At 69.2% G+C, this 20,259-nt stretch carries 17 protein-coding genes; 3 read left to right on the forward strand and 14 right to left on the reverse strand.

Annotated elements, in window-relative coordinates; translation table 11 throughout:
* Positions 1-13: 13 nt before the first annotated feature.
* From uvrC to ACLKM7_RS12290, 4 genes are all read right to left on the reverse strand, one after another.
* On the reverse strand, positions 14-1,957 hold the full coding sequence (uvrC, locus tag ACLKM7_RS12275; protein WP_436447449.1) for an excinuclease ABC subunit UvrC: 1,944 nt from the start codon (positions 1,955-1,957) through the stop codon (positions 14-16).
* Positions 1,958-1,961: 4 nt separating this feature from the next.
* Positions 1,962-4,880: an excinuclease ABC subunit UvrA gene (gene uvrA, locus ACLKM7_RS12280; protein ID WP_436447450.1), complete on the reverse strand. Its 2,919-nt coding sequence runs from the start codon at positions 4,878-4,880 to the stop codon at positions 1,962-1,964.
* A 72-nt stretch (positions 4,881-4,952) separates the two neighbouring features.
* Positions 4,953-7,274 (reverse strand): 5'-nucleotidase C-terminal domain-containing protein, encoded by a 2,322-nt coding sequence (locus ACLKM7_RS12285; protein WP_436447451.1) that lies wholly within the window; start codon positions 7,272-7,274, stop codon positions 4,953-4,955.
* 129 nt (positions 7,275-7,403) lie between these two features.
* The gene (locus ACLKM7_RS12290) at positions 7,404-7,847 is read right to left on the reverse strand and encodes a MarR family winged helix-turn-helix transcriptional regulator (RefSeq protein ID WP_436447452.1); all 444 of its coding nucleotides are present in this window, start codon (positions 7,845-7,847) and stop codon (positions 7,404-7,406) included.
* A gap of 35 nt (positions 7,848-7,882) precedes the next feature.
* On the opposite strand from ACLKM7_RS12290, the gene ACLKM7_RS12295 reads away from it, so the two are divergent.
* Positions 7,883-8,143 (forward strand): hypothetical protein, encoded by a 261-nt coding sequence (locus ACLKM7_RS12295; protein ID WP_436447453.1) that lies wholly within the window; start codon positions 7,883-7,885, stop codon positions 8,141-8,143.
* A 21-nt stretch (positions 8,144-8,164) separates the two neighbouring features.
* Here the strand turns inward: ACLKM7_RS12295 and uvrB are convergent, their stop codons facing one another.
* From uvrB to coaE, 3 genes are all read right to left on the reverse strand, one after another.
* Positions 8,165-10,246, reverse strand: coding sequence for an excinuclease ABC subunit UvrB (uvrB, locus tag ACLKM7_RS12300; RefSeq protein WP_436447454.1), 2,082 nt, complete (start codon positions 10,244-10,246; stop codon positions 8,165-8,167).
* Positions 10,247-10,318: 72 nt separating this feature from the next.
* Positions 10,319-10,984, reverse strand: a complete 666-nt coding sequence (locus ACLKM7_RS12305) for a hypothetical protein (RefSeq protein ID WP_436447455.1) — start codon at positions 10,982-10,984, stop codon at positions 10,319-10,321.
* A gap of 25 nt (positions 10,985-11,009) precedes the next feature.
* Complete coding sequence (coaE, locus tag ACLKM7_RS12310; RefSeq protein ID WP_436447456.1) at positions 11,010-11,639, reverse strand: dephospho-CoA kinase; 630 nt, start codon at positions 11,637-11,639, stop codon at positions 11,010-11,012.
* Between the two features lie 417 nt (positions 11,640-12,056).
* Between coaE and ACLKM7_RS12315 the strand changes: the two genes are divergently transcribed.
* Positions 12,057-12,851, forward strand: a complete 795-nt coding sequence (locus ACLKM7_RS12315; protein ID WP_436447457.1) for a response regulator transcription factor — start codon at positions 12,057-12,059, stop codon at positions 12,849-12,851.
* A 22-nt stretch (positions 12,852-12,873) separates the two neighbouring features.
* Here ACLKM7_RS12315 and ACLKM7_RS12320 read toward each other — a convergent pair whose 3' ends face one another.
* The 6 genes from ACLKM7_RS12320 to ACLKM7_RS12345 form a co-directional block, all read right to left on the reverse strand.
* On the reverse strand, positions 12,874-14,031 hold the full coding sequence (locus ACLKM7_RS12320) for a hypothetical protein (RefSeq protein WP_436447458.1): 1,158 nt from the start codon (positions 14,029-14,031) through the stop codon (positions 12,874-12,876).
* Positions 14,028-15,701: a sensor histidine kinase gene (locus tag ACLKM7_RS12325; RefSeq protein ID WP_436447459.1), complete on the reverse strand. Its 1,674-nt coding sequence runs from the start codon at positions 15,699-15,701 to the stop codon at positions 14,028-14,030. The genes ACLKM7_RS12320 and ACLKM7_RS12325 overlap by 4 nt, the downstream gene beginning before the upstream one ends.
* A 104-nt stretch (positions 15,702-15,805) precedes the next feature.
* Positions 15,806-16,318, reverse strand: coding sequence for a GIY-YIG nuclease family protein (locus ACLKM7_RS12330; protein WP_436447526.1), 513 nt, complete (start codon positions 16,316-16,318; stop codon positions 15,806-15,808).
* 152 nt (positions 16,319-16,470) lie between these two features.
* A complete protein-coding gene (rpsA, locus tag ACLKM7_RS12335) occupies positions 16,471-17,919 on the reverse strand; it encodes a 30S ribosomal protein S1 (protein WP_436447460.1) in 1,449 nt (482 codons plus the stop codon).
* 267 nt (positions 17,920-18,186) lie between these two features.
* Positions 18,187-18,969 (reverse strand): PH domain-containing protein, encoded by a 783-nt coding sequence (locus ACLKM7_RS12340; protein ID WP_436447461.1) that lies wholly within the window; start codon positions 18,967-18,969, stop codon positions 18,187-18,189.
* Positions 18,966-19,133 (reverse strand): hypothetical protein, encoded by a 168-nt coding sequence (locus tag ACLKM7_RS12345; RefSeq protein ID WP_436447462.1) that lies wholly within the window; start codon positions 19,131-19,133, stop codon positions 18,966-18,968. The genes ACLKM7_RS12340 and ACLKM7_RS12345 overlap by 4 nt, the downstream gene beginning before the upstream one ends.
* A 177-nt stretch (positions 19,134-19,310) precedes the next feature.
* Between ACLKM7_RS12345 and ACLKM7_RS12350 the strand changes: the two genes are divergently transcribed.
* Positions 19,311-19,604 (forward strand): DUF503 domain-containing protein, encoded by a 294-nt coding sequence (locus tag ACLKM7_RS12350; RefSeq protein ID WP_436447527.1) that lies wholly within the window; start codon positions 19,311-19,313, stop codon positions 19,602-19,604.
* 3 nt (positions 19,605-19,607) lie between these two features.
* Here the strand turns inward: ACLKM7_RS12350 and ACLKM7_RS12355 are convergent, their stop codons facing one another.
* Positions 19,608-20,252 carry an SDR family oxidoreductase gene (locus ACLKM7_RS12355; protein ID WP_436447463.1) on the reverse strand — a complete coding sequence of 215 codons (645 nt, stop codon included), beginning with the start codon at positions 20,250-20,252 and terminating at the stop codon, positions 19,608-19,610.
* Between the last annotated feature and the right edge of the window lie 7 nt (positions 20,253-20,259).

Below are 20,259 nucleotides of genomic sequence, written 5' to 3' on the forward strand. Positions count from 1 at the left end.
CCCAGCCTATCCGTCAGCCCGAGAGGTGCAGGTGGATCGCCGCGGCGAGCTTGGGGCCGACACCTGGCAGCTGCGCGATCTCGTCCGGAGTGGCCTGCTTGAGCGCGGACACCGATCCGAAGTGACGCAGCAGCGCCTTGATGCGGGCCTCCCCCAGTCCCGGGACCTCCGCGAGCACGCTCTGGATATCGCGGCGACGGCGCTTGCGCTGATGCGTGATGGCGAAGCGGTGCGCTTCGTCACGCAGGCGCTGCAGCAGGTACAGCGCCTCCGACGTGCGCGGCAGGATCACGGGGTATTCCTCTCCCGGCAGCCACACCTCCTCGAGCCGCTTCGCGATGCCGCACAGCGCGACCTCTTCATGCCCTGCGTCGCGCAGGGCCCGCGCGGCGGCCTCGACCTGCGGCTTGCCGCCGTCGACCACGAGCAGCTGCGGGCGGTAGGCGAACCGCGGGCGCTTGCGAGCGGTCACGACCTCGGCATCCGGATCCGTCACGATCTCGGCGTCCGGCGAGACGACGGATGCCGTGCGCTCGGACTCGTCGGGCTCGTTCTCCTCCGGCCTATCCAGGTACGCCAGCCGGCGCATGAGCACCTGGTAGAGCGAGTCGGTGTCGTCCGTCGTCTCGGCGACGCCGAACGAACGGTACTGGTCCTTGCGGGGCAGGCCGTCCTCGAAGACCACCATCGAGGCCACGACGTTCGTGCCGCCCAGGTGCGACACGTCGAAGCACTCGATCCGCAGCGGCGCTTCGGCGAGGTCGAGCGCCTCCTGCAGATCGGTGAGCGCCTGGGTGCGCGCGACGTAGTCGCTGGTGCGCCGGGTCTTGTGCAGCATCAGCGCCTGCTGTGCGTTCAGCCTCGCCGTCTTCATGAGCTCGGCCTTGCGCCCGCGCTGGGCGACCTGGATGGTCACGGACTTGCCCCGCCGCTCCCGCAGCCACGCCTCGAGCTCGGCCGCGTCATCGGGCAGCGAAGGGACGAGGACCTGACGTGGGATGTCCGTGCTCGCCGCGTTGCCGTACGTGCGCTGCAGCACCTGGTCGACGAGGTCACCGCCCGAGATGTCGAGTTCCTTCTCGATCGTCGTGGCCCGGACGCCTCGCACACGACCGCCGCGGATCACGAAGTGCTGCACGGTCGCAGCCAGCTCGTCCTCGGCGATCCCGAACAGGTCGGCGTCGGTGTCTGCGGCGAGCACGAGGGCGCTCTTGTTCAGCACGGCGTCGATCGCCTGCAGCCGGTCGCGATACACCGCCGCCGCTTCGTAGTCCATCGCGGCCGCGGCCTCGCGCATGCGCGCCGACAGCTCCTTGGTGAACCGCTGGTCGCCGCCGGCCATGAAGGCGATGAAGTCCTCCACCATCGCGCGGTGCTCCTCGATGGTCACCTTCATCGAGCAGGGCCCGCCGCAGCGGCCGATCTGTCCCGGAAAGCACGGCCGGCCGCTGGCCATGGCCTTCTTGTACGACGAGTCGCTGCACGTGCGGATCGGGAAGACCTTGATCATCAGGTCGATGGTGTCGTGCACCGCCCATACCTTGGGGTACGGCCCGAAGTACTTCGCCCCCGGGATCCGGCGGTTGCGGGTGACGATCACACGCGGCGCCTCGTCGGCGAGCGTGATCGCCATGAACGGATAGGACTTGTCATCGCGGTAGCGAACGTTGAACGGCGGATCGAACTCCTTGATCCACTGGTACTCCAGCTGCAGCGAGTCGACATCGGTCGCGACGACGGTCCACTCGACCGAGGCCGCGGTGGTCACCATGCGCCGCGTGCGCTCGTGCAGCGTGTGCAGCGGGGCGAAGTAGTTCGACAGCCGCGCGCGCAGATTCTTGGCCTTGCCGACGTACAGCACGCGGCCGTCGCGGTCACGGAAGCGGTAGACGCCGGGATTGGTCGGGATCTCGCCCGGCCGGGGCTTGTACGAGACCGTGGGAACCGATCTGACCATCGGGTCAGCCGGCCTTGCGCGCCTCGACGGCCGATCCGAGCCCGAGGACCTCCGCCAGGAAGGCGCCGGTGTGGCTGCCTTCGACACGGGCGACCTGCTCGGGAGTGCCGATCGCCACGACCTCGCCACCGCCCGCGCCGCCTTCGGGCCCGAGATCGATCACCCAGTCCGAGGACTTGATGACGTCGAGGTTGTGCTCGATGACGATGACCGTGTTGCCCTTCTCGACCAGCCCGTTCAGCACCTCGAGCAGCTTGCGAACGTCCTCGAAGTGCAGTCCGGTCGTGGGCTCGTCCAGCACGTAGATCGACCGGCCGTTCGTGCGGCGCTGCAGCTCGGTGGCGAGCTTGACACGCTGCGCCTCGCCGCCCGAGAGCGTCGTCGCCGACTGCCCGAGACGCACGTACCCGAGCCCGACGTCGACGAGGGTCTTGAGGTAGCGGTGGATGGCCTGGATCGGCTCGAAGAACTCCGCCGCCTCGGCGATCGGCATCTCGAGCACCTCGGCGATGTTCTTGCCCTTGTAGTGAACCGCCAGCGTGTCGCGGTTGTACCGTTTGCCGTGACAGACCTCGCAGTCCACGTACACGTCCGGCAGAAAGTTCATCTCGATCTTGATCGTGCCGTCACCCGAGCACGCCTCGCAGCGTCCGCCCTTGACGTTGAAGCTGAAGCGCCCGGGCAGGTAGCCGCGCACCTTCGCCTCGGTCGTCTCGCTGAACAGCGTGCGAATGCGGTCGAACACGCCGGTGTACGTGGCGGGGTTCGAGCGCGGCGTGCGGCCGATCGGCGCCTGATCGACGTGCACCACCTTGTCGAGGTTGTCCAGACCGGTCACACGCGTGTGCTTGCCGGCCACCCGCCGGGCGCCGTTGAGGCGCGTCGCGAGCACCTGATAGAGGATGCCGTTGACCAGTGAGGATTTGCCCGACCCGCTCACGCCCGTGACCGCGGTCAGAACGCCCAGCGGGAACCCGACCGTGACGTTCTTGAGGTTGTTCTCGCGGGCGCCCACGACCGTGACCTGGCGCGTCTTGTCGATCTTGCGCCGCTTCTTCGGCGTGGGGATCGCGCGCCGGCCGGACAGGTAGTCGCCTGTGATCGAGGAGCGGTCGGCGAGCAGCTCGGCGAGCGGACCGGAATGCACCACATCGCCGCCGTTGACGCCCGCACCGGGCCCGATGTCGACGACCCAGTCGGCGGCGTGGATCGTCTCTTCGTCGTGTTCGACCACGATGAGCGTGTTGCCGAGATCGCGCAGCGCGACCAGGGTCTCGATGAGACGCCGGTTGTCGCGCTGGTGAAGGCCGATGGACGGCTCGTCGAGCACGTACAGCACTCCGGTCAGACCCGATCCGATCTGCGTGGCCAGCCTGATGCGCTGCGCCTCGCCGCCCGAGAGCGTCGCGGCGGCACGGCTGAGGCTCAGGTAGTCCAGCCCCACGCGGATCAGGAAGTCCAGGCGCAGCCGGATCTCGCGCAGTACCTGGGCGGCGATCGTGGCCTCACGCTCGGTGAGGGTCAGCTTGGCGAAGTACTCGCGCGCCCCGCCGAGGCTCAGTCGCGAGGCATCCGCGATGGAATGCCCGTGCACCAGCACCGCCAGCACCTCCGGCTTCAGCCGGTCGCCGTCGCATACCGGGCACGGCACCTCGCGGAGGTACTCCGACCAGCGCTGGCGCTGCGTGTCGGACTCGGCCTGCGTGTACTGCCGCTCGATGTAGGGCACGACGCCCTCGAAGCCCGACGAATAGCGCATCTCGCGTCCGTAGCGGTTCTTCCACCGCACGGTCACCTTGTAGTTCTCGCCGCGCAGCACAGCCTCACGCACGTCGGCGGGGAGCTTCTTCCACGGCGTGTCGAGCGAGAACCCGAGATCGTTCGAGAGTCCCTCGAGCAGCCGTTCGTAGTACTGGAACAGCCCCTTGCCCTGCGTGGTCCACGGGATCAGCACGCCCTCGCGAATGGAGAGGTCCTCGTCGCCGAGCATCAGGTCGACGTCCACCGACATGCGGGTCCCGAGGCCCGAGCACGTCGGGCAGGCGCCGAACGGCGCGTTGAACGAGAAGGTCCGCGGCTCGATCTCGGTCAGCTGCAGCGGGTGCCCGTTGGGACATGCCAGCTTCTCGGAGAACGACTGCCAGGCGGCATCGCCCTCCTCGTCGACGAAGTTGACCTGCATGAGGCCGCCGGCGAGCGAGAGCGCCGTCTCGACCGAGTCGGTGACGCGGTCCAGGATGCCGGGAGCCGCGACCAGCCGGTCGACCACGACGGCGATGTCGTGCTTGTAGCTCTTCTTCAGCGTCGGCGGTTCGGCGAGCTGGATCAGCTCGCCGTCGACGATCGCGCGCGCGTACCCCTTGGCGCCGAGCTCCTTGAAGAGGTCGACGAACTCGCCCTTCTTCTGCGAAACGATCGGGGCGACGATCTGGTACCGCGTGCGCTCGGGAAGCTCGATCAGCTGATCGGCGATCTGCTGCACGGTCTGACGCTGGATGACCGCGCCGCACTCGGGACAGTGCGGCACGCCGATCCGCGCCCACAGCAGGCGCATGTAGTCATGGATCTCGGTGATCGTGCCCACCGTGGACCGCGGGTTGCGGTTGGTCGACTTCTGGTCGATCGAGACGGCAGGGCTCAGTCCTTCGATGAAGTCCACATCGGGCCGGTCGACCTGACCGAGGAACTGGCGGGCATAGGCGCTCAGCGACTCGACGTATCGACGCTGACCCTCGGCGAAGATCGTGTCGAACGCGAGACTGGACTTGCCGGAGCCGGAGAGGCCCGTGAAGACGACGAGAGAATCGCGCGGGATGTCGAGATCGACGTCCTTCAGATTGTGCACGCGGGCACCGCGGACGCTGAGCTTTCCGCTGTTGTTTCCGGCAGCGTTTCCGGGCATGGCGACAGGGACGATGGGCACCCGACAAGTCTAGGCGGGGCCTCCGACACGGGCGCCGGAGACCCCGCCTTCACGGGTTGCTGCCAGGGGCGGCTACCAGACCAGCACGGGCACCGCGTGACTCGCGGACGGCTTGACCGAGTCGCTCCCCGCATACGCTGCCGACAACTGGTGGACGCCCTTGCCGAGCGGCGGCAGCTTGACCTTGACGACGCCGTTGTCGGCCTCGGTGAGGGTCGCCGTGGCGATCACCTGGTCGCCGTCGAGGATCGTGACCTCGCCCACGACCGGCGCTCCGTCCTCGGCGAACACGATCGCGGTGAACTTCACAGCCGACTTCGCCTTCGCGATGATCTTGTTCGCGAAGCCGAAGGTGACGCTGTCAGCCCGCTCGAACACCGGGATCGTGATCTCGACGCTCGTGCCGGTCGCGGTGCTGATCGTCAGCGGCACCTGGGTGGCCGTCCCGGCCGGAGCGTCGCCGGTGATGCCCTCCGGAACAGTCACCGACACCGTCGCCGTTCCGCTGCCGTCGGCATGCGTGCTGGGCAGCGACAGCGAGACCGCTCCTGAGCCCGCAGTAGTGCCACCGATCGCCACGTCGACGGTCGTCACGCGCGGCTCGGTGGTGCTGAAGTCCAGCGACGAGAGAGCGACGTCGAACGTGCTGCCGGCCTCATAGCCCTGTGCACCCGGTGCGGGCAGCGTGGCGCCGACCGATCGCTGCGCGTAATCGGGGGTGGCGGTGCCGATCTCGGCCATGTACGCCACCATCGATTCCAGATCGACCTGGCCGGTGTCGCGCTTGTCGCTGCCCTGCCCGATCGCGGCGAAGTTATCGCCGCCCGAGGCCAGGAACGAGTTCGCGACGACCCGGTACGACATCCCCGGTTCGATGTCGACGCCGTCCAGAGTCATCCGGGTGATGCGGGATCCGGGAGCCGCCGCCGGGTCGTAGACGTACTCGAATCCGGAGGAGATGCCGAGCTTGAGGAACGGCCGCGTCGCACCCGCGGGCTGCCATTGCTGCTCGAGCGCCTGCCGGATCTGGTCGCCGGTCATGGTGAGGGTCACGAGCGTGTTCGCGAAGGACTGCACGGTGGCAGCCTCTTTGTAGGTGAGCACGCCGTCCGGCGCGAACGCCATGTCGGCACGCAGGCCCCCCGGGTTCATGAACGCGATCTGCGTCGCGGGATCGGTGCGCCGCGCCGACCACAGCTGCGCATCCGCGACGAAATTGCCCAGCGTGGACTCTCCGCCGCGATTCTCGGCGCCGCTCGCCTGCTTCGCACGGTTGAAGTCGGCGGTGATGTCGCCGAGCTTGACCGAGCCGGGCCCTTCCGCCGCCGCCACGGCCGAAGCCACCATCGTGGCGATGGGATCGCCTGCCGGCACGGTGTAGCGCGGCACGGTGGCCGTCGCCGGGTTCGCGTCGTGGTCCCACCACATGTCGATGACGGTGTTGTCCATCGACAGCACCTGCTTCGTCTCCGGGTCGACCGTGATCCGCATGTCGCTGAACTTCTCGCCGTACTGGCCGGACGAGATGACCGGCCGCATGCCGGTGTCGCCGGGGTAAGGCACCTCGTGGTTGTAGGCGAGGTGCGTGTGGCCCGAGACGATCGCGTTCACCTTCGGGGTGACATTGTTCACGATCTCGCCGAAGGCCGTCCCCGGATCGGTTGCCGACGCGAGCGAGGTGCCGGGCGCGCCCTCGTGGATCAGCAGCACGAGGACGTCCGCTTCCAGGTTGGTGTCGGTGGCGATCCCGTCGGTGAGACTGTCGGCGACGGCGTTGACGCTCTGCACGATGTCGCGGACTTCGATGTCCTGGATACCGGCGGGGGCGACGAGCGAGGGCAGCTCTTCGGTGACGGCACCGATGAAGCCGACCTTGATGCCCGCCATCTCCTTCACCCACGACTCGGCGAGCCCGGGCTGGCCGGTGGACTTCTCGTAGACGTTGGCGGCGATGTACTCCCAGTCGGCGAGGTCCTGGACGCGTCCGTCGAGGTCGGCCCAGCCCTTGTCGAACTCGTGGTTGCCGGCAGCACTCACTTCGAGACCTGCCTCGTTGAGCGTCTCGATCGTCGGGACGTCGTTCTGGATGAACGACGTGAACGTGGATGCCCCGATCATGTCGCCGGCTGCTGCGAAGACCGTGTTCGGGTTGCCGGCGCGGACCTGATTCACCGCCTGCGCGAGCGCGGCGATGCCACCGGCGGGAGCGGACTGCTCGATCCGCCCATGGAAGTCGTTGACGGTGACGAGGTTGATCTCCACCGGGGTCGCCGCGCCCTGGGCGGCGGGCGCAGCGGCCAGCGCCGTCGCGGCGACGGCACAGACGGCCACGACGGCGCCGAGCGTGCGGCGACGGTGGAGGGATGGGGGTGCGGGACGCTGACCAGATCGCATGGGTGGTGCTTCTCTCTTCGTAGCCGGTGCAGAAGGCGCGTCGGGAGTCCCCCGGGTCGGGTGGGCAGCGTCGCACCGCTTCGACACTAAGAGATCTCCGGGCATTCGCCTAGAGCGAATCCGCGAGACTCAACGGCGCCCGGCGAACGGCGCGAGGGCGTCGCGCAGCGCGATGAGTCCCTGCGCGTCCGCGCCGACGCGTCGCATGACCTGTTCGGGCACATCGAGGGCCTGCTCTCTCAGCGCCGCGCCGCGCGGGGTGAGACCGACGTCCAGAACGCGCTCGTCCTGACCCCGTCGAGCGCGGGTCACAAGGCCCGTGGCCTCGAGCCGCTTCACCAGCGGTGAGACCGTGGCCGGCTCCAGCGCGAGCTCGGCGGCCAGATCGCGCAACGACCGGGGAGATTCCTCCCACAGGGCGAGCATCACGAGGTACTGCGGGTGGGTGAGACCGAGGGGCTCGAGGATCGGCCGGTAGATGCTCACGACATTGCGCGCCGCGGTGACCAGGGCGAAGCACACCTGGTTGTCGAGTTTGAGCAGGTCGTCCGGGGAGGGCGTTGCGACGGTCATCCGTGAATCCTAACGCGCTAATCATTAGTACACTAATGATCATGACCGACTCGAATGACCCCCTCTCCGGCAGGCGACCCCTCCGCGAACGGGTCCGCGAGGCGGGCGGGTGGTATCAGTGGATCAACGCGACGCTGATCCGAGCTGCGGGCCCCGCCGCCGTCGGGCCGTACGAGACGGCTCCCCCGCCCTCAGCGGCACAGCGCGCCGAACGCGCCTGCCCGCTGTGCGGCGCACCCGTCGCACAGCACGTCTTCGACCGCTCCGGGCCGAAGCCGCTCATGCACTGCCCGTAGCGCCACGGCGCGCACCCGGGGTCAGGCGTGCCCCGCGCGTTCCATGGCGCGCAGTTCCTTCTTGAGGTCCTGCACCTCGTCGCGCAGCCGAGCGGCGAGCTCGAACTTCAGCTCGCCCGCGGCCGCGAGCATCTGCGTACTGAGGTCGGCGATGGTCGCCTCGAGCTGCTCGGCCCCCTCGGCGGCGATCCCTTCGCGGCGCAGCTGCGGCGTCGGCGACTTGCCCTTGCCCGACTTGTTCTTGGCGGCGGCCTTGCCGCGCAGCATCCGCTCCGTGTCGGAGGCTTCGCGCGCGAGCACCTCGGTGATGTCGGCGATGCGCTTGCGCAGCGGCTGCGGATCGATTCCGCGCTCCTTGTTGTACGCGACCTGCTTCTCGCGGCGCCGATCGGTCTCTTCGATCGCGTTGCGCATCGAATCGGTGATGCTGTCGGCGTACATGTGGACCTGGCCCGACACGTTGCGGGCAGCGCGGCCGATGGTCTGGATGAGCGACGTGCCGCTGCGCAGGAAGCCCTCTTTGTCGGCATCCAGGATCGCCACCAGCGACACTTCGGGCAGGTCGAGACCTTCGCGCAGCAGGTTGATGCCGACGAGCACGTCGTACACCCCGGCACGCAGTTCGCTGAGCAGCTCCACGCGACGCAACGTGTCGACGTCGGAGTGCAGATAGCGCACCCGGACGCCGTGCTCGCCCAGGAAGTCGGTCAGTTCCTCGGCCATCTTCTTGGTCAGCGTCGTGACGAGCACGCGCTCGTCGCGCTCGGCCCTGACGCGGATCTCTTCGAGGAGGTCGTCGATCTGGCCCTTGGACGGCTTGACGATGATCTCGGGGTCGACCAGGCCCGTCGGGCGGATGATCTGCTCGACCACGCCGTCCGCGATGCCCATCTCGTAGCGGCCTGGGGTCGCCGAGAGGTACACCGTCTGGCCCACCCTCTCCTTGAACTCGTCCCAGCGCAGGGGGCGGTTGTCCATCGCGCTGGGCAGCCGGAACCCGTGCTCCACCAGCGTGCGCTTGCGCGAGGCATCCCCTTCGTACATCGCGCCGATCTGCGGAACCGTGGCGTGCGACTCGTCGATCACCATGAGGAAGTCGTCGGGGAAGAAGTCCAGCAGCGTGTGCGGCGGCTCGCCGGGCATGCGGCCGTCGAGGTGACGCGAGTAGTTCTCGATGCCCGAGCAGAAGCCGAGCTGCTGCAGCATCTCGAGATCGAACGTGGTCCGCATGCGCAGGCGCTGCGCCTCGAGGAGCTTGTTCTGCGACTCGAGCTCTTTCAGGCGCTCCTCGAGTTCGTGCTCGATCGTGCCGATCGCGCGCTGCACGGTCTCGGTGCCCGCCGCATAGTGCGTCGCGGGGAAGATGGGCACCGAGTCCATGCGCTGCATGACATCGCCCGTGAGCGGATGGAGCATGTACAGCGCCTCGATCTCGTCGCCGAACATCTCGATGCGGATCGCGTACTCCTCGTACACCGGGATGATCTCGATCGTGTCGCCGCGCACCCGGAAGTTGCCGCGCGAGAAATCCACATCGTTGCGGTTGTACTGCATCGCGATGAACTTGCGGATGAGGGCGTTGCGGTCGTAGCGCTCCCCCACTTGCAGCGCCACCATGGCGCGCAGGTACTCCTCGGGCGAGCCGAGGCCGTAGATGCACGAGACGGTCGAGACCACGATGACGTCCCGGCGGGACAGCAGGGAGTTGGTGGTCGAGTGCCGCAGCCGCTCCACCTCGGCGTTGATCGAGGAGTCCTTCTCGATGAAGGTGTCGGTCTGCGGAACGTAGGCCTCTGGCTGGTAGTAGTCGTAGTAGCTGACGAAGTACTCGACCGCGTTGTGGGGCATGAGCTCGCGGAACTCGTTGGCCAGCTGCGCCGCGAGCGTCTTGTTGTGCGCCAGAACGAGAGTCGGCCGCTGTACGGCTTCGACCAGCCATGCGGTGGTCGCCGACTTTCCGGTTCCGGTCGCGCCCAGCAGCACGACGTCGGTCTCGCCGGCGTTGATGCGGGCAGCGAGCTGGGCGATCGCCTGCGGCTGATCCCCCGACGGCTCGTAGTCGCTCACGACCTCGAAGGGCCGCACGGATCGCGTGGTCTGCACACATCAAGCGTAGGCGGCGCCTCCGACACCGGGGCCGAGTCCGGCGCAGCGCGGCCGGCCGCAGCACCCGATTCAGCCGCCGAACCCTCCGCCGCCGTCGAATCCGCCGCCGCCGAAGCCGCCGAAGCCGCCGTCGACACCGCCACCCAGCCCGCCGTCGACACCGCCGCCGAAGTCACCGGCACCGGCCCCGCCGCCGTCGAACCCGGTGCCCGGGTCGAAGGTCTCACCGACCCAGCCCGGCTCCGAGTCCAGCTGGAGCGACCCGGCACCCATCGTGTAGTAGCTGACCACCGCGCTGGAGGCGAGGACGTTGTTCGCCATGAGCAGCATGACGCCGCTGCTCGCGAGCATGCCGCGCACGTCCACACCGTCGCGCGGATCGACCCAGGGGGCGTCCGAGCGGATCGGGGTCGCCGTCGCCGCCGTGCGCGCGTCGGCTCCGCCGCCCGCGGCGCGCTGCGCGCGATGCTCCTCGGCGCGACGTACCAGTCGCGCCAGCACGGTCGGGTCGTCGGAGGCGGCGTCGCGCTCGGACTCCGCCATGAAGGGACGCAGCTGCTCGAACATCTCGCGCCGACGCTCAGCCGGCATCTCTCGGAACGCGGAGGCGTGAGCGCTCTCGATCACGGACGCCGGCAGCGTGTTCAGCAGGTACACATAGCGCGCGATGCGTTCCTCGTCGCTCAGCGCGCGATAGGGCGTCCTGCGGCGCCGGAATCTCGAGAACACGCCCATGTGAACCTCCGTGTGTGCCAGAAGCCTACGCCCGCCGCGCGGTGGCGCGGGCCGAGATGTGCTCATCGAGCCGGCGCCACACATCGTCCACCTGCCGCAGGGTCTCATCGAGTGTTCCGGCCGTGTCGATCACGACATCCGCCACCGCCAGCCTGTCGTCGTCGGACGCCTGCGAGGCGATGCGCGCGTCCGCGTCGGCCTGGGTCAGGCCGCGCAGCTCGACCAGCCGGTGACGGCGCACGTCGGCGGGCGCGTGCGCGACGATGACGAGCTCCCACGGGTCGCCGATCCGGGCCTCGACCAGCAGCGGCACGTCGTACACCACGACCGCCGCGGGATCCCGGGCGAACGCCTCGGCGAAGCGCCGCGACGACTCGGCTCGCACCGCGGGGTGCACGATCGCGTTCAGCCGGGCCACCGCGGTCTCATCGCCGAACACCCGGGCTCCCAAGGCCACGCGATCGAGCGAGCCGTCAGGCCGCAGCATCCGCTCCCCGAACTCGGTGGCGATCGCGGAGAGGACCGGCGAGCCGGGCTGCTGCACGTCGCGGACGAGCTGATCGGCATCGACGATCACCGCGCCGTGGTGGGCGAGCCGCCGGGCGATCGTGGACTTTCCCGAGGCGATGCCGCCGGTGAGCGCGACGAGAGGCATGATTCGAGGATGCCACGCCCTGCCCGATCGCGGGCGCACGACCGGCGACGATCCTCGGCTCATCCTGAGCCGCGCTTGAGCCTGGTCTGAGGACGCGGGGGTAGCGTCGAGGCACCCGAGAGGACAGGCCCGCCTGCGGACCTGGGGAGGGCGGGGCAAGACCGTCGGAGGTGACGAGGTGACGTCTGACGGCTGCCCGCCCGACCGCACGCGCCGCGCCCGCACCAGGCGTGGCGGGGCTTGTCATCGGCACGGCGGAGCGGCGACCGTGGGGGCGGTCGCCACTCCGGCTGGTGCGCGCCGGCCGTGCGCAGGGCGGGGCGAGGGGAATGGCCCCGTTCTCCACGGCGCCCACCACGACGGGACACGCTGATGCCAGGTCACGAGCGCCCGTTCCGGGCCGTCTTCTGGGATATCATGGCCGACGACATCCAGGATCCGCTCATCGAGTCACCGGATCCGGAAGGTGCATCGGTGGAAGAATCGCGCGTGGCCGTCGTCATCGAAGACGAGGAGGACATCCGCTCGCTCCTGTCGACGGTGCTCTCGCAGGCCGGCTTCGAGGTCCACGGCGCCGCGGACGGGACGACCGGCATCGAGCTCGTGCGCGAACGTCGTCCGCTCGTGACGACGCTCGACGTCAATATGCCCGGCATCGACGGATTCGAGACCGCCAAGCGCATCCGCGCGATCAGCCCGACGTACATCGTGATGCTCAGTGCACGGACCGAGGAGATCGACGCGCTGCAGGGTCTCGAGGCCGGTGCCGACGACTACGTCGCAAAGCCGTTCCGGCCACGCGAGCTCCGTGCACGCATCGACGCGATGCTCCGCCGCCCGCGACACGTCGCCGCCGGTGCTGGCGGCAGGACCACGCCGCCAGCACCGGACGCGTGGCGCGACCACCATGGTCTGCGCCTGAACGCCGAGACGAGACTGGTGACGGTCGACGGCGACGAGGTCGAACTGACCCGCAGCGAGTTCGACATCCTCGCGGATCTGCTCGAGGCCGGCCGACGAGTGCGAGCCAAGTCCGATCTGGCGCTGATGCTGCGCGGCGAACAGCACACCGGAATCGACTTCGTCAGCGACAGCGACGCCCGCGCGATCGAGGTGCATGTCGCGAACCTGCGCCGCAAGCTCGGTGAATCGCCCGCCGAGCCGCGATGGATCGAGACCGTGCGTGGCGTGGGGTACCGGCTGACCGCGTGATCGGCGACGGGAACGGCTGCCGCTACTCGGCGTCGCCCATCAGCACCGTGGTCTCGACGCTGCGTGCCGCCTGGTTCGCGCTCTCGCGCGCCGCACGCATGAGATCGTCGGGGCCGTTGCCGTTCCCGCTCATCGCCACGCCCACACCGACCACGGGGATCACACCTCCCCCGACACGCCCGAGGTCGTCGAAGAGTCCTCGATGGATGGCGGCTGCCTGACGCCGCGCCTCCTGCTCGGACGACACCGCCAGCGCGACGAGCAGACCCGTCGCGCCGTCCTCCGCGACCAGGGCGTTCGTCGGCGCGTGCCGGCGTACTCCGGCCCGTGCGGCGTCGCCGAGAGCGGCGGCGACATCGCTGCCGAACGCGGTCGAGATCTGCTCCAGGTCCTCGACGCGGACCGCGGTCACGGCGACGAACTCCGACCGGCCGGACGCGCGGCGGACGAGCGCCGCGAGCCGCGCGTCGAACTCCGCCTGGTCGCCGATGTCGGCGACGGCCTCGGCCGAGCGTCGCAGGTATCCGCGTATCGGTGCGCGCGAGGCGCGCAGCACCGAGGTCACGACGACGGCGACGATGGTGAGGGCGACGGTCAAGAAGCTCGTGTTCACCGTTCCGAAGACCGATTCGAAGAGGGCGCTCTCGGGCCCTGCCGTGACGAACGCGGTCGTGCGCGCGATGTAATAGAGGGACTGGAAGCCCAGCACCGCGCCCAGCACCCATGCCGTCCGCGACTCCCCCAGCGTCCCTCGCAGGCACTCCACCGCTCCGGCGCCGGCGAAGACGAGCAGCGGGACGAACATCCACAGAGCACCGGCCCAGTCACCACCGGACGAGCCCTCGACAGCGACGGCCAGGCCCGCGGCGACCACGGCACCGGCCACGAGCACGGACGACCAGGTCATCGATCGCCCGTTGAAGCGCCGGCATCCGAGCCACATGCAACCGGTCCCGGCGACGAAGGCGGCATTGCCGACGGCGACCGACCACCACGCGTCGGGCGACCGCGACCAGATCATGTAGGCGAGGGTCGTCAGCATACCTGCGAGGAACCCGACCGCCCAGATGCGACCGGCGCCCTCGTCGCGGCGCAGGAACGTCTCGAGGATGAACAGGACGCCGCTGACGTTCACCACGAGAGCCGTCATGACGAGGAGGCTGGCAAGGTCGAGCGTCACGAGGAGCCCCCCTCGGTCGGTCGGGCGGGCAGCTTGACGATGAACGTCGTCCCCGAGTTCAGCGCGCTGTGCAGGCCCAGTTCGCCGCCGTGCGCGCGCACGATGTCGCGAGTGATGGCGAGACCCAGTCCGGTGCCTGCGCGCCGCGCGCCGCCGGCCTTGTAGTAGCGCTGGAACAACCGTGAACGATCCGCTTCGGAGATGCCCACGCCGGTGTCGCGTACGAGGATCCAGCTCGACGTGCCGTCGGTCGTCGTCCCCAGGTACACGGCGCCGCCGTCCTTGTTGTACGTGATCGCATTGGCGACGAGGTTGTCGACGACCTGACGCACGCGCATCGGGTCCGCCCACACCGGCGACGGCTCGAGCCCGGTCGTGTCGATCGTGATCGCCCGTGTCTCGGCGCGCGGCACGGCCGCCTCCGCCGCCGAGCGCACGATGTCCTGGGCGTCCAGCTGCTGGAGAGCGAGGGATGCCTCCACCGACGAAGGAGACGAGCTCGAGGCCGTGAGGATATCGGCGACGATGCGCAGCAGGCGCTCCGCATTGCGCTCGGCGATGTCGAGATCGGCACGCACGGTCTCGGGAAGCCCGGGGTTCTCGATCGCCAGATCGAGGTACCCGAGGATCGACGTCAGAGGCGTCCTCAGCTCGTGAGAGATCGAGGCGACCAGCTCGTCGCGCGCGCGCAGGGCGTTGAGTTCGCTCGTGACATCCCGCGAGACCACAACCGCGCCGGCATCTCGCCCGTCGGGATCGGTGAGCCGGCGGGCGCTGACGGTCAGCGCTCGTCGGGTCGCCGGATCCGAGCCGAACCACACGACCTGGTCATCGAACGATTCTCCGCGGCGCGCCCGCTCCACCGGCAGCTCGTCGGCGGGCAGCCGCGTCGTTCCGTCGTCCCGGAAGGCCGGCTGCCCCGCCTCCGGGTCGAGCGCCCGATGCAAGCGGCCCTGCGCGTCGTTCGCGACGGCCACCGTGCCGTCGGCGTCGATGCGCACGACACCGAAGTCGACCGCATCGAGCACCTCGGTCACGACCTGCTCCTGGCGCCGGGTTCCCGCGAGCACGCTGCGGAGCAGGTGCGACTGCTTCGCGAGCAGCGTGCGCTGGGCTTCCGAGCGCCGCGTGCTCACGTGGCTGGTTGCGGCCACCGCGAGCAGGACGAGCGGAAGCAGAAGCGTGCGGTAGGTGACGTCGGCGTTCAGCGCGATGAAGACTCCCGTGATCCCGACGATGGCGCCCATCGCGCCGAACAGGCCGAGCAGACCGAAGCCGCCGGCCAGCCACGTGATGGGAAAGATCCACAGGAGTCCGAGCGCCGACTGCGGCGCCGCGACGTGCATGATCGTGATCGCGAGGATGTCCAGCGCCGGCACCGCCGCGACCCAGCCCCGTGGGAGCCGGTTCCACGGCACCAGCAGTGTCGCGCCGCTCATCACGATGACCGCGACCACTCCCGTGAAGAAGAGCACGGGATCGCCCGCGAACTCGCTGAGCGGCACGAGGATGCCCAGCACGAACACCACCGCGGCCAGCAGAAGCTGGTTCAGCGTGGCGGTACGGTCCCGGGTGCGGTCGACGACCTCAGGCCCGGACTCGTGCGCGGCGCGATCACCGAGCGGATGTGCGGCAGGCGCCTCGCGGGCGTCCTGAGTGGTGGCACTCATACGGCGACCGTAACGGATGCCGCCACACGACGTCAGGACCTCCGCGCGGTCCGTTCATGCCCCACCCCGGTCGAACGGTCGTGCTCTCGGCGTCGCCGAGCGAGTCACCCGCGGGCGGCGATCGCTTCGCTCACCCACCGGGCATAGCGGTCCCAAGGTTCGACGTCGCCGCGACGCACGGTGTCGGCGTGCGCCAGCAGCCGGTCGGACGCACGGAACCACTCGGTGCCCCCGTAGCGCTCCGCCGCGAACTGCTCGTGCCGACGCCGCTCGAGCGCACGATCCCCGCGCTCGAAAGCGAGCAGGTCGTCGTGCCAGATCACGGCGAGACGCTGCCGCGGATTCGCCGTCGTCCCGATCTTCACGCGGTCGGCGTAGCGGAGGTAGTAGACCACGTCGACGCGCGGCGGGGGCAGCTCATGATCGGGGACCTCACCGTGCCGCCACTCGCACACGGCGCACACCCACCCGGACGGCCAGCGCACGCCCAGCCTCGAGCCGCACAGCAGACACGGGGAGGGCAGGACGTCGGTCACGCCGTGGTCGGCGCCGGACCATTCCGCCGCCATCGTCAGGTGAGCCTCGCACAGCGCCACCGGAGCGTCGCCCGGCACCATTCCGCGGCATCCGTCATCACCCACGAGGCATCGCGTCGGTCGCCGGTCTTCCACGCGACGACCCTACGCCGGGCCACCCCCACGGACGGCGAAAGGGCCGCCACCAGAGGTGACGGCCCTTTCGGCTGTGCGTCGCCGGAGCGACGGACGGATCAGCGACCCGAGAGCTTCTCGCGCAGCGCGGCGAGGGCCTCGTCGTCGGCCAGCGTGCCCGCGGGGCCGCTGTCGGACGAGAAGGAGTTCGACGGGGCCTCGGCGGGAGCCGCAGCCTCTGCCTCCATGGCCTTGACGACGGCGGCCTTGTGAGCCTCCCAGCGCGAGTGGGCGGCAGCGTACTCCTGCTCCCACTTCTCGCGCTGCTCGTCGAAGCCTTCCTTCCACTGGTTGGTCTCGGGGTCGAAGCCCTCGGGGTACTTGTACTCCCCGTTCTCGTCGTACTCCGTGACCATGCCGTAGAGGGCCGGGTCGAACTCGGTGCCGAAGGGGTCGACCGACTCGTTCGCCTGCTTGAGCGAGAGCGAGATGCGGCGACGCTCGAGGTCGATGTCGATGATCTTGACGAAGACCTCTTCGCCCACCGACACGACCTGCTCGGCGAGCTCGACGTGCTTGCCCGACAGCTCGGAGATGTGCACGAGGCCCTCGATGCCGTCTGCGACGCGAACGAACGCACCGAACGGAACGAGCTTGGTGACCTTGCCCGGCGCGACCTGACCGATCGCGTGCGTACGGGCGAAGACCTGCCACGGGTCCTCCTGCGTCGCCTTGAGCGACAGCGAGACGCGCTCGCGGTCCAGGTCGACCTCGAGGATCTCGACGGTGACCTCCTGGCCCACCTCGACGACCTCGGACGCGTGCTCGATGTGCTTCCACGACAGCTCGGAGACGTGCACGAGACCGTCCACGCCGCCCAGGTCGACGAACGCACCGAAGTTGACGATCGACGAGACCGTTCCCTTGCGGACCTGGCCCTTGTGCAGGTTGTTGAGGAACGTGGTGCGCGACTCGGACTGCGTCTGCTCGAGCAGTGCGCGGCGCGAGAGCACGACGTTGTTGCGGTTCTTGTCGAGCTCGAGGATCTTCGCCTCGATCTCCTGGCCGAGGTACGGCGTGAGGTCGCGGACCCGGCGCAGCTCGATGAGCGAAGCCGGGAGGAAGCCACGGAGGCCGATGTCGACGATCAGGCCACCCTTGACGACCTCGATCACGGAACCGGTGACGACACCGTCGGTCTCCTTGATCTTCTCGACGTCACCCCAGGCGCGCTCGTACTGTGCGCGCTTCTTGGACAGGATGAGGCGGCCTTCCTTGTCCTCCTTCTGGAGAACGAGGGCTTCGACCTCGTCGCCGACCTTGACGACCTCGTTGGGGTCGACGTCGTGCTTGATGGAAAGCTCTCGCGAGGGGATGACGCCCTCGGTCTTGTAGCCGACGTCGAGGAGGACCTCGTCGCGGTCGATCTTCACCACGGTGCCCTCGATCAGGTCGCCGTCGTTGAAGAACTTCAGAGTCTTCTCGACCGCGGCCAGGAAGTCCTCGGCAGATCCGATGTCGTTGATCGCGACCTGCTTGGTGGCCGGGGCGGTCGTTGCGCTAGTCATGTAGTGGGTTGTCCTTGTTGGGTTGGGGTGTCGGGCCTCGGCACATCGCCGCGTCTTCTTCTTCACTCGCTGAGCGAGCGAAGCAGGACGAAGCGCGAGCCGAGGCGAAGCGGATTCTTTTCGTGCGATGTCACGTCGTCCTTGCGGGATCCTCGGCGCCGGTGTCGACCGGTCGTCCAGGCGTGGCGAGATAGCCACACGAGTGACGGTCCAGGGTACCAGAACGCGGCGGTCCACCGCGATGTTCCCTCGGGGATGCGATTCGGCTCAGCGCTGCAGGTCGATGGGGGCCGTCGTGGTGCGATCGGGATCGAATGCGACATCGGCCCCGGCAGACCCGCCCCGCAGCTCTTCCAGACGCTGCTCCTCCCGCCGTTGGGCGTCGGCGAGCCACTCCCATCCGCCGGACGCACCGGGTCCGCGCGATGCCGCGACCGACGCCGGAAGCGCCGGCAGCGGGGGTGTCGTCGGCCGGACGGCGGAAGCCGGCTCCGCCGCGCGCTCCGGCGGACGGCGCGACAGCTCCGGCGCACCGCCCGGCTGCTGGGCGATGAAGCCGCGCAGACCGGCCTGCTGGATGACGCGCTGGATCGTGAGCCCCCGGTCGTCGGGATCGCCCACGAAGCGGATCTCACGCAGCCCCTGCGCCTGCGCAGCCGACTCGAAGACGAAATGCCCGTAGCTGAACATCCGCCCGACGACGGGCTTGTGCACCGAGATGTCGAGGATCCGTGCGAGCGGCATGGTCGCGATGCGCTGCGACAGGATCCCGTGCACGCGGAACACGCGCATGTTCGTGATCACGAACCGGTCCATGCGCTGTTCGAGGATCCGCCAGCCGGCGTGGCCGACGACTGCGCCGCCGAGAACGGCCGGCACCCACCAGGCCTGCGGCGGCACGAACAGGGAGATGAGCAGCACCACGATGCCGCCGAGCAGCTCGAGCGCCGCGCCCACGGTCGCTGCCCAGTGCTTTCGCACTTCATCGATCACCACCTCGCCCTGATCGGCGATCAGGTGCTTCTCGATCCGTGGGTCGAAGACGCTCATCCGCCCGCGAGGGCGACGAAGAAGTCGACGACGGCGACTCCCGCACCCCACACGGCGCCCAGGGCGCCCTGCACCGCGTTCGCGGCATCCTGCGGTCTCGTCACGAGGTAGAAGACGGCGAAAGCGATGATGAGGACGACGACGACGCGTCTGACCAGCTTCACGGTGAGGGGTCCTTTCGGGTGGTGCGGAACAGGCGATCCCCCCAGAACGCGACTTCTGCTGTTCTACCGCAACCATGGGCGCGTGTGGGAAGGCGCGCGGCGCGTCGCGCATCGCACGCCGACACGACACCCGCACGGAACGGCATGCGCACGGGCTCCTCTGCGACGATGGTGCCCATGTGGATCGGGTGGATCGAGTTCGACCTCTTGCTCGGCGATGTGCATTCGCTCAAAGAGAAGCGCAGCGTTCTTCGCCCCCTCATCGCGGACCTGAGCCGGCGGACGGAGGCGGCAGTCGCCGAGGTGGCCGATCACGATCTCTACCGTCGCGCGGTCGTCGGGCTGGCCGTCGTGGCGTCGGGTTCCTCACACGTGCGAGACGTCCTCGATCGTGCCGAGCGTGCGGTCGCCGAGCGGCCCGAGACCACCTTGCTCTCGACCCGGCGGGGATTGCACTCCAGCGAGGACTGAACCTCAGCCGGCGACCGCGTGCCCGATCGGCTCGCCGCCGCCGCCGAAGCGGATGGTGCGACCGATCGTGGAATCGTCGGCGATCGCCGCCGCGATCACGGCAGCCACGTCGGCGCGCGACACCGCGCCGGAGCCTTCCGGATCAAGGCCGATGCGGCCGGTCGCCGGCTCGAGCGTGAGCGATCCAGGAGCGAGGATCGTCCAGTCCAGGTCGGAGCCGGAGAGGTGGCTGTCGGCGGCCCACTTGGCATCCGCGTAGGCGTAGAAGGACGAATCCGGGGCCACCCCGTGGTCGGCGCGGGAGCCGATCCACGAGACCATGACGTAGCGCTCGACGCCCGCAGACTCCGCCGCCTGCATGGAGCGGATGGCAGCATCCCGATCGACGGCGTAGGTCCGGCGCGGATCGCCGCCGCCGGCGCCGGCGGACCACACGACGACGTCGTTGCCGCCGACGAGGTTGGTGAGCTGCTCGAGATCGAAGGCCTCGATGTCGGCTACGAGCGGCTGTGCGCCGGTCGCGGCGACGTCCGCCTCATGGTCGGGATTGCGCACCACCGCGGTGACGGTGTGACCGTCTGCGACGAGCAGCGGTTCGAGCAGGAGCGCGACCTTGCCGTGCCCGCCGAAGATCAGGATGCGTGCCATGGGTTGC

The organism is Microbacterium sp. I2 (assembly GCF_051364985.1).
Lineage (GTDB): Bacteria > Actinomycetota > Actinomycetes > Actinomycetales > Microbacteriaceae > Microbacterium.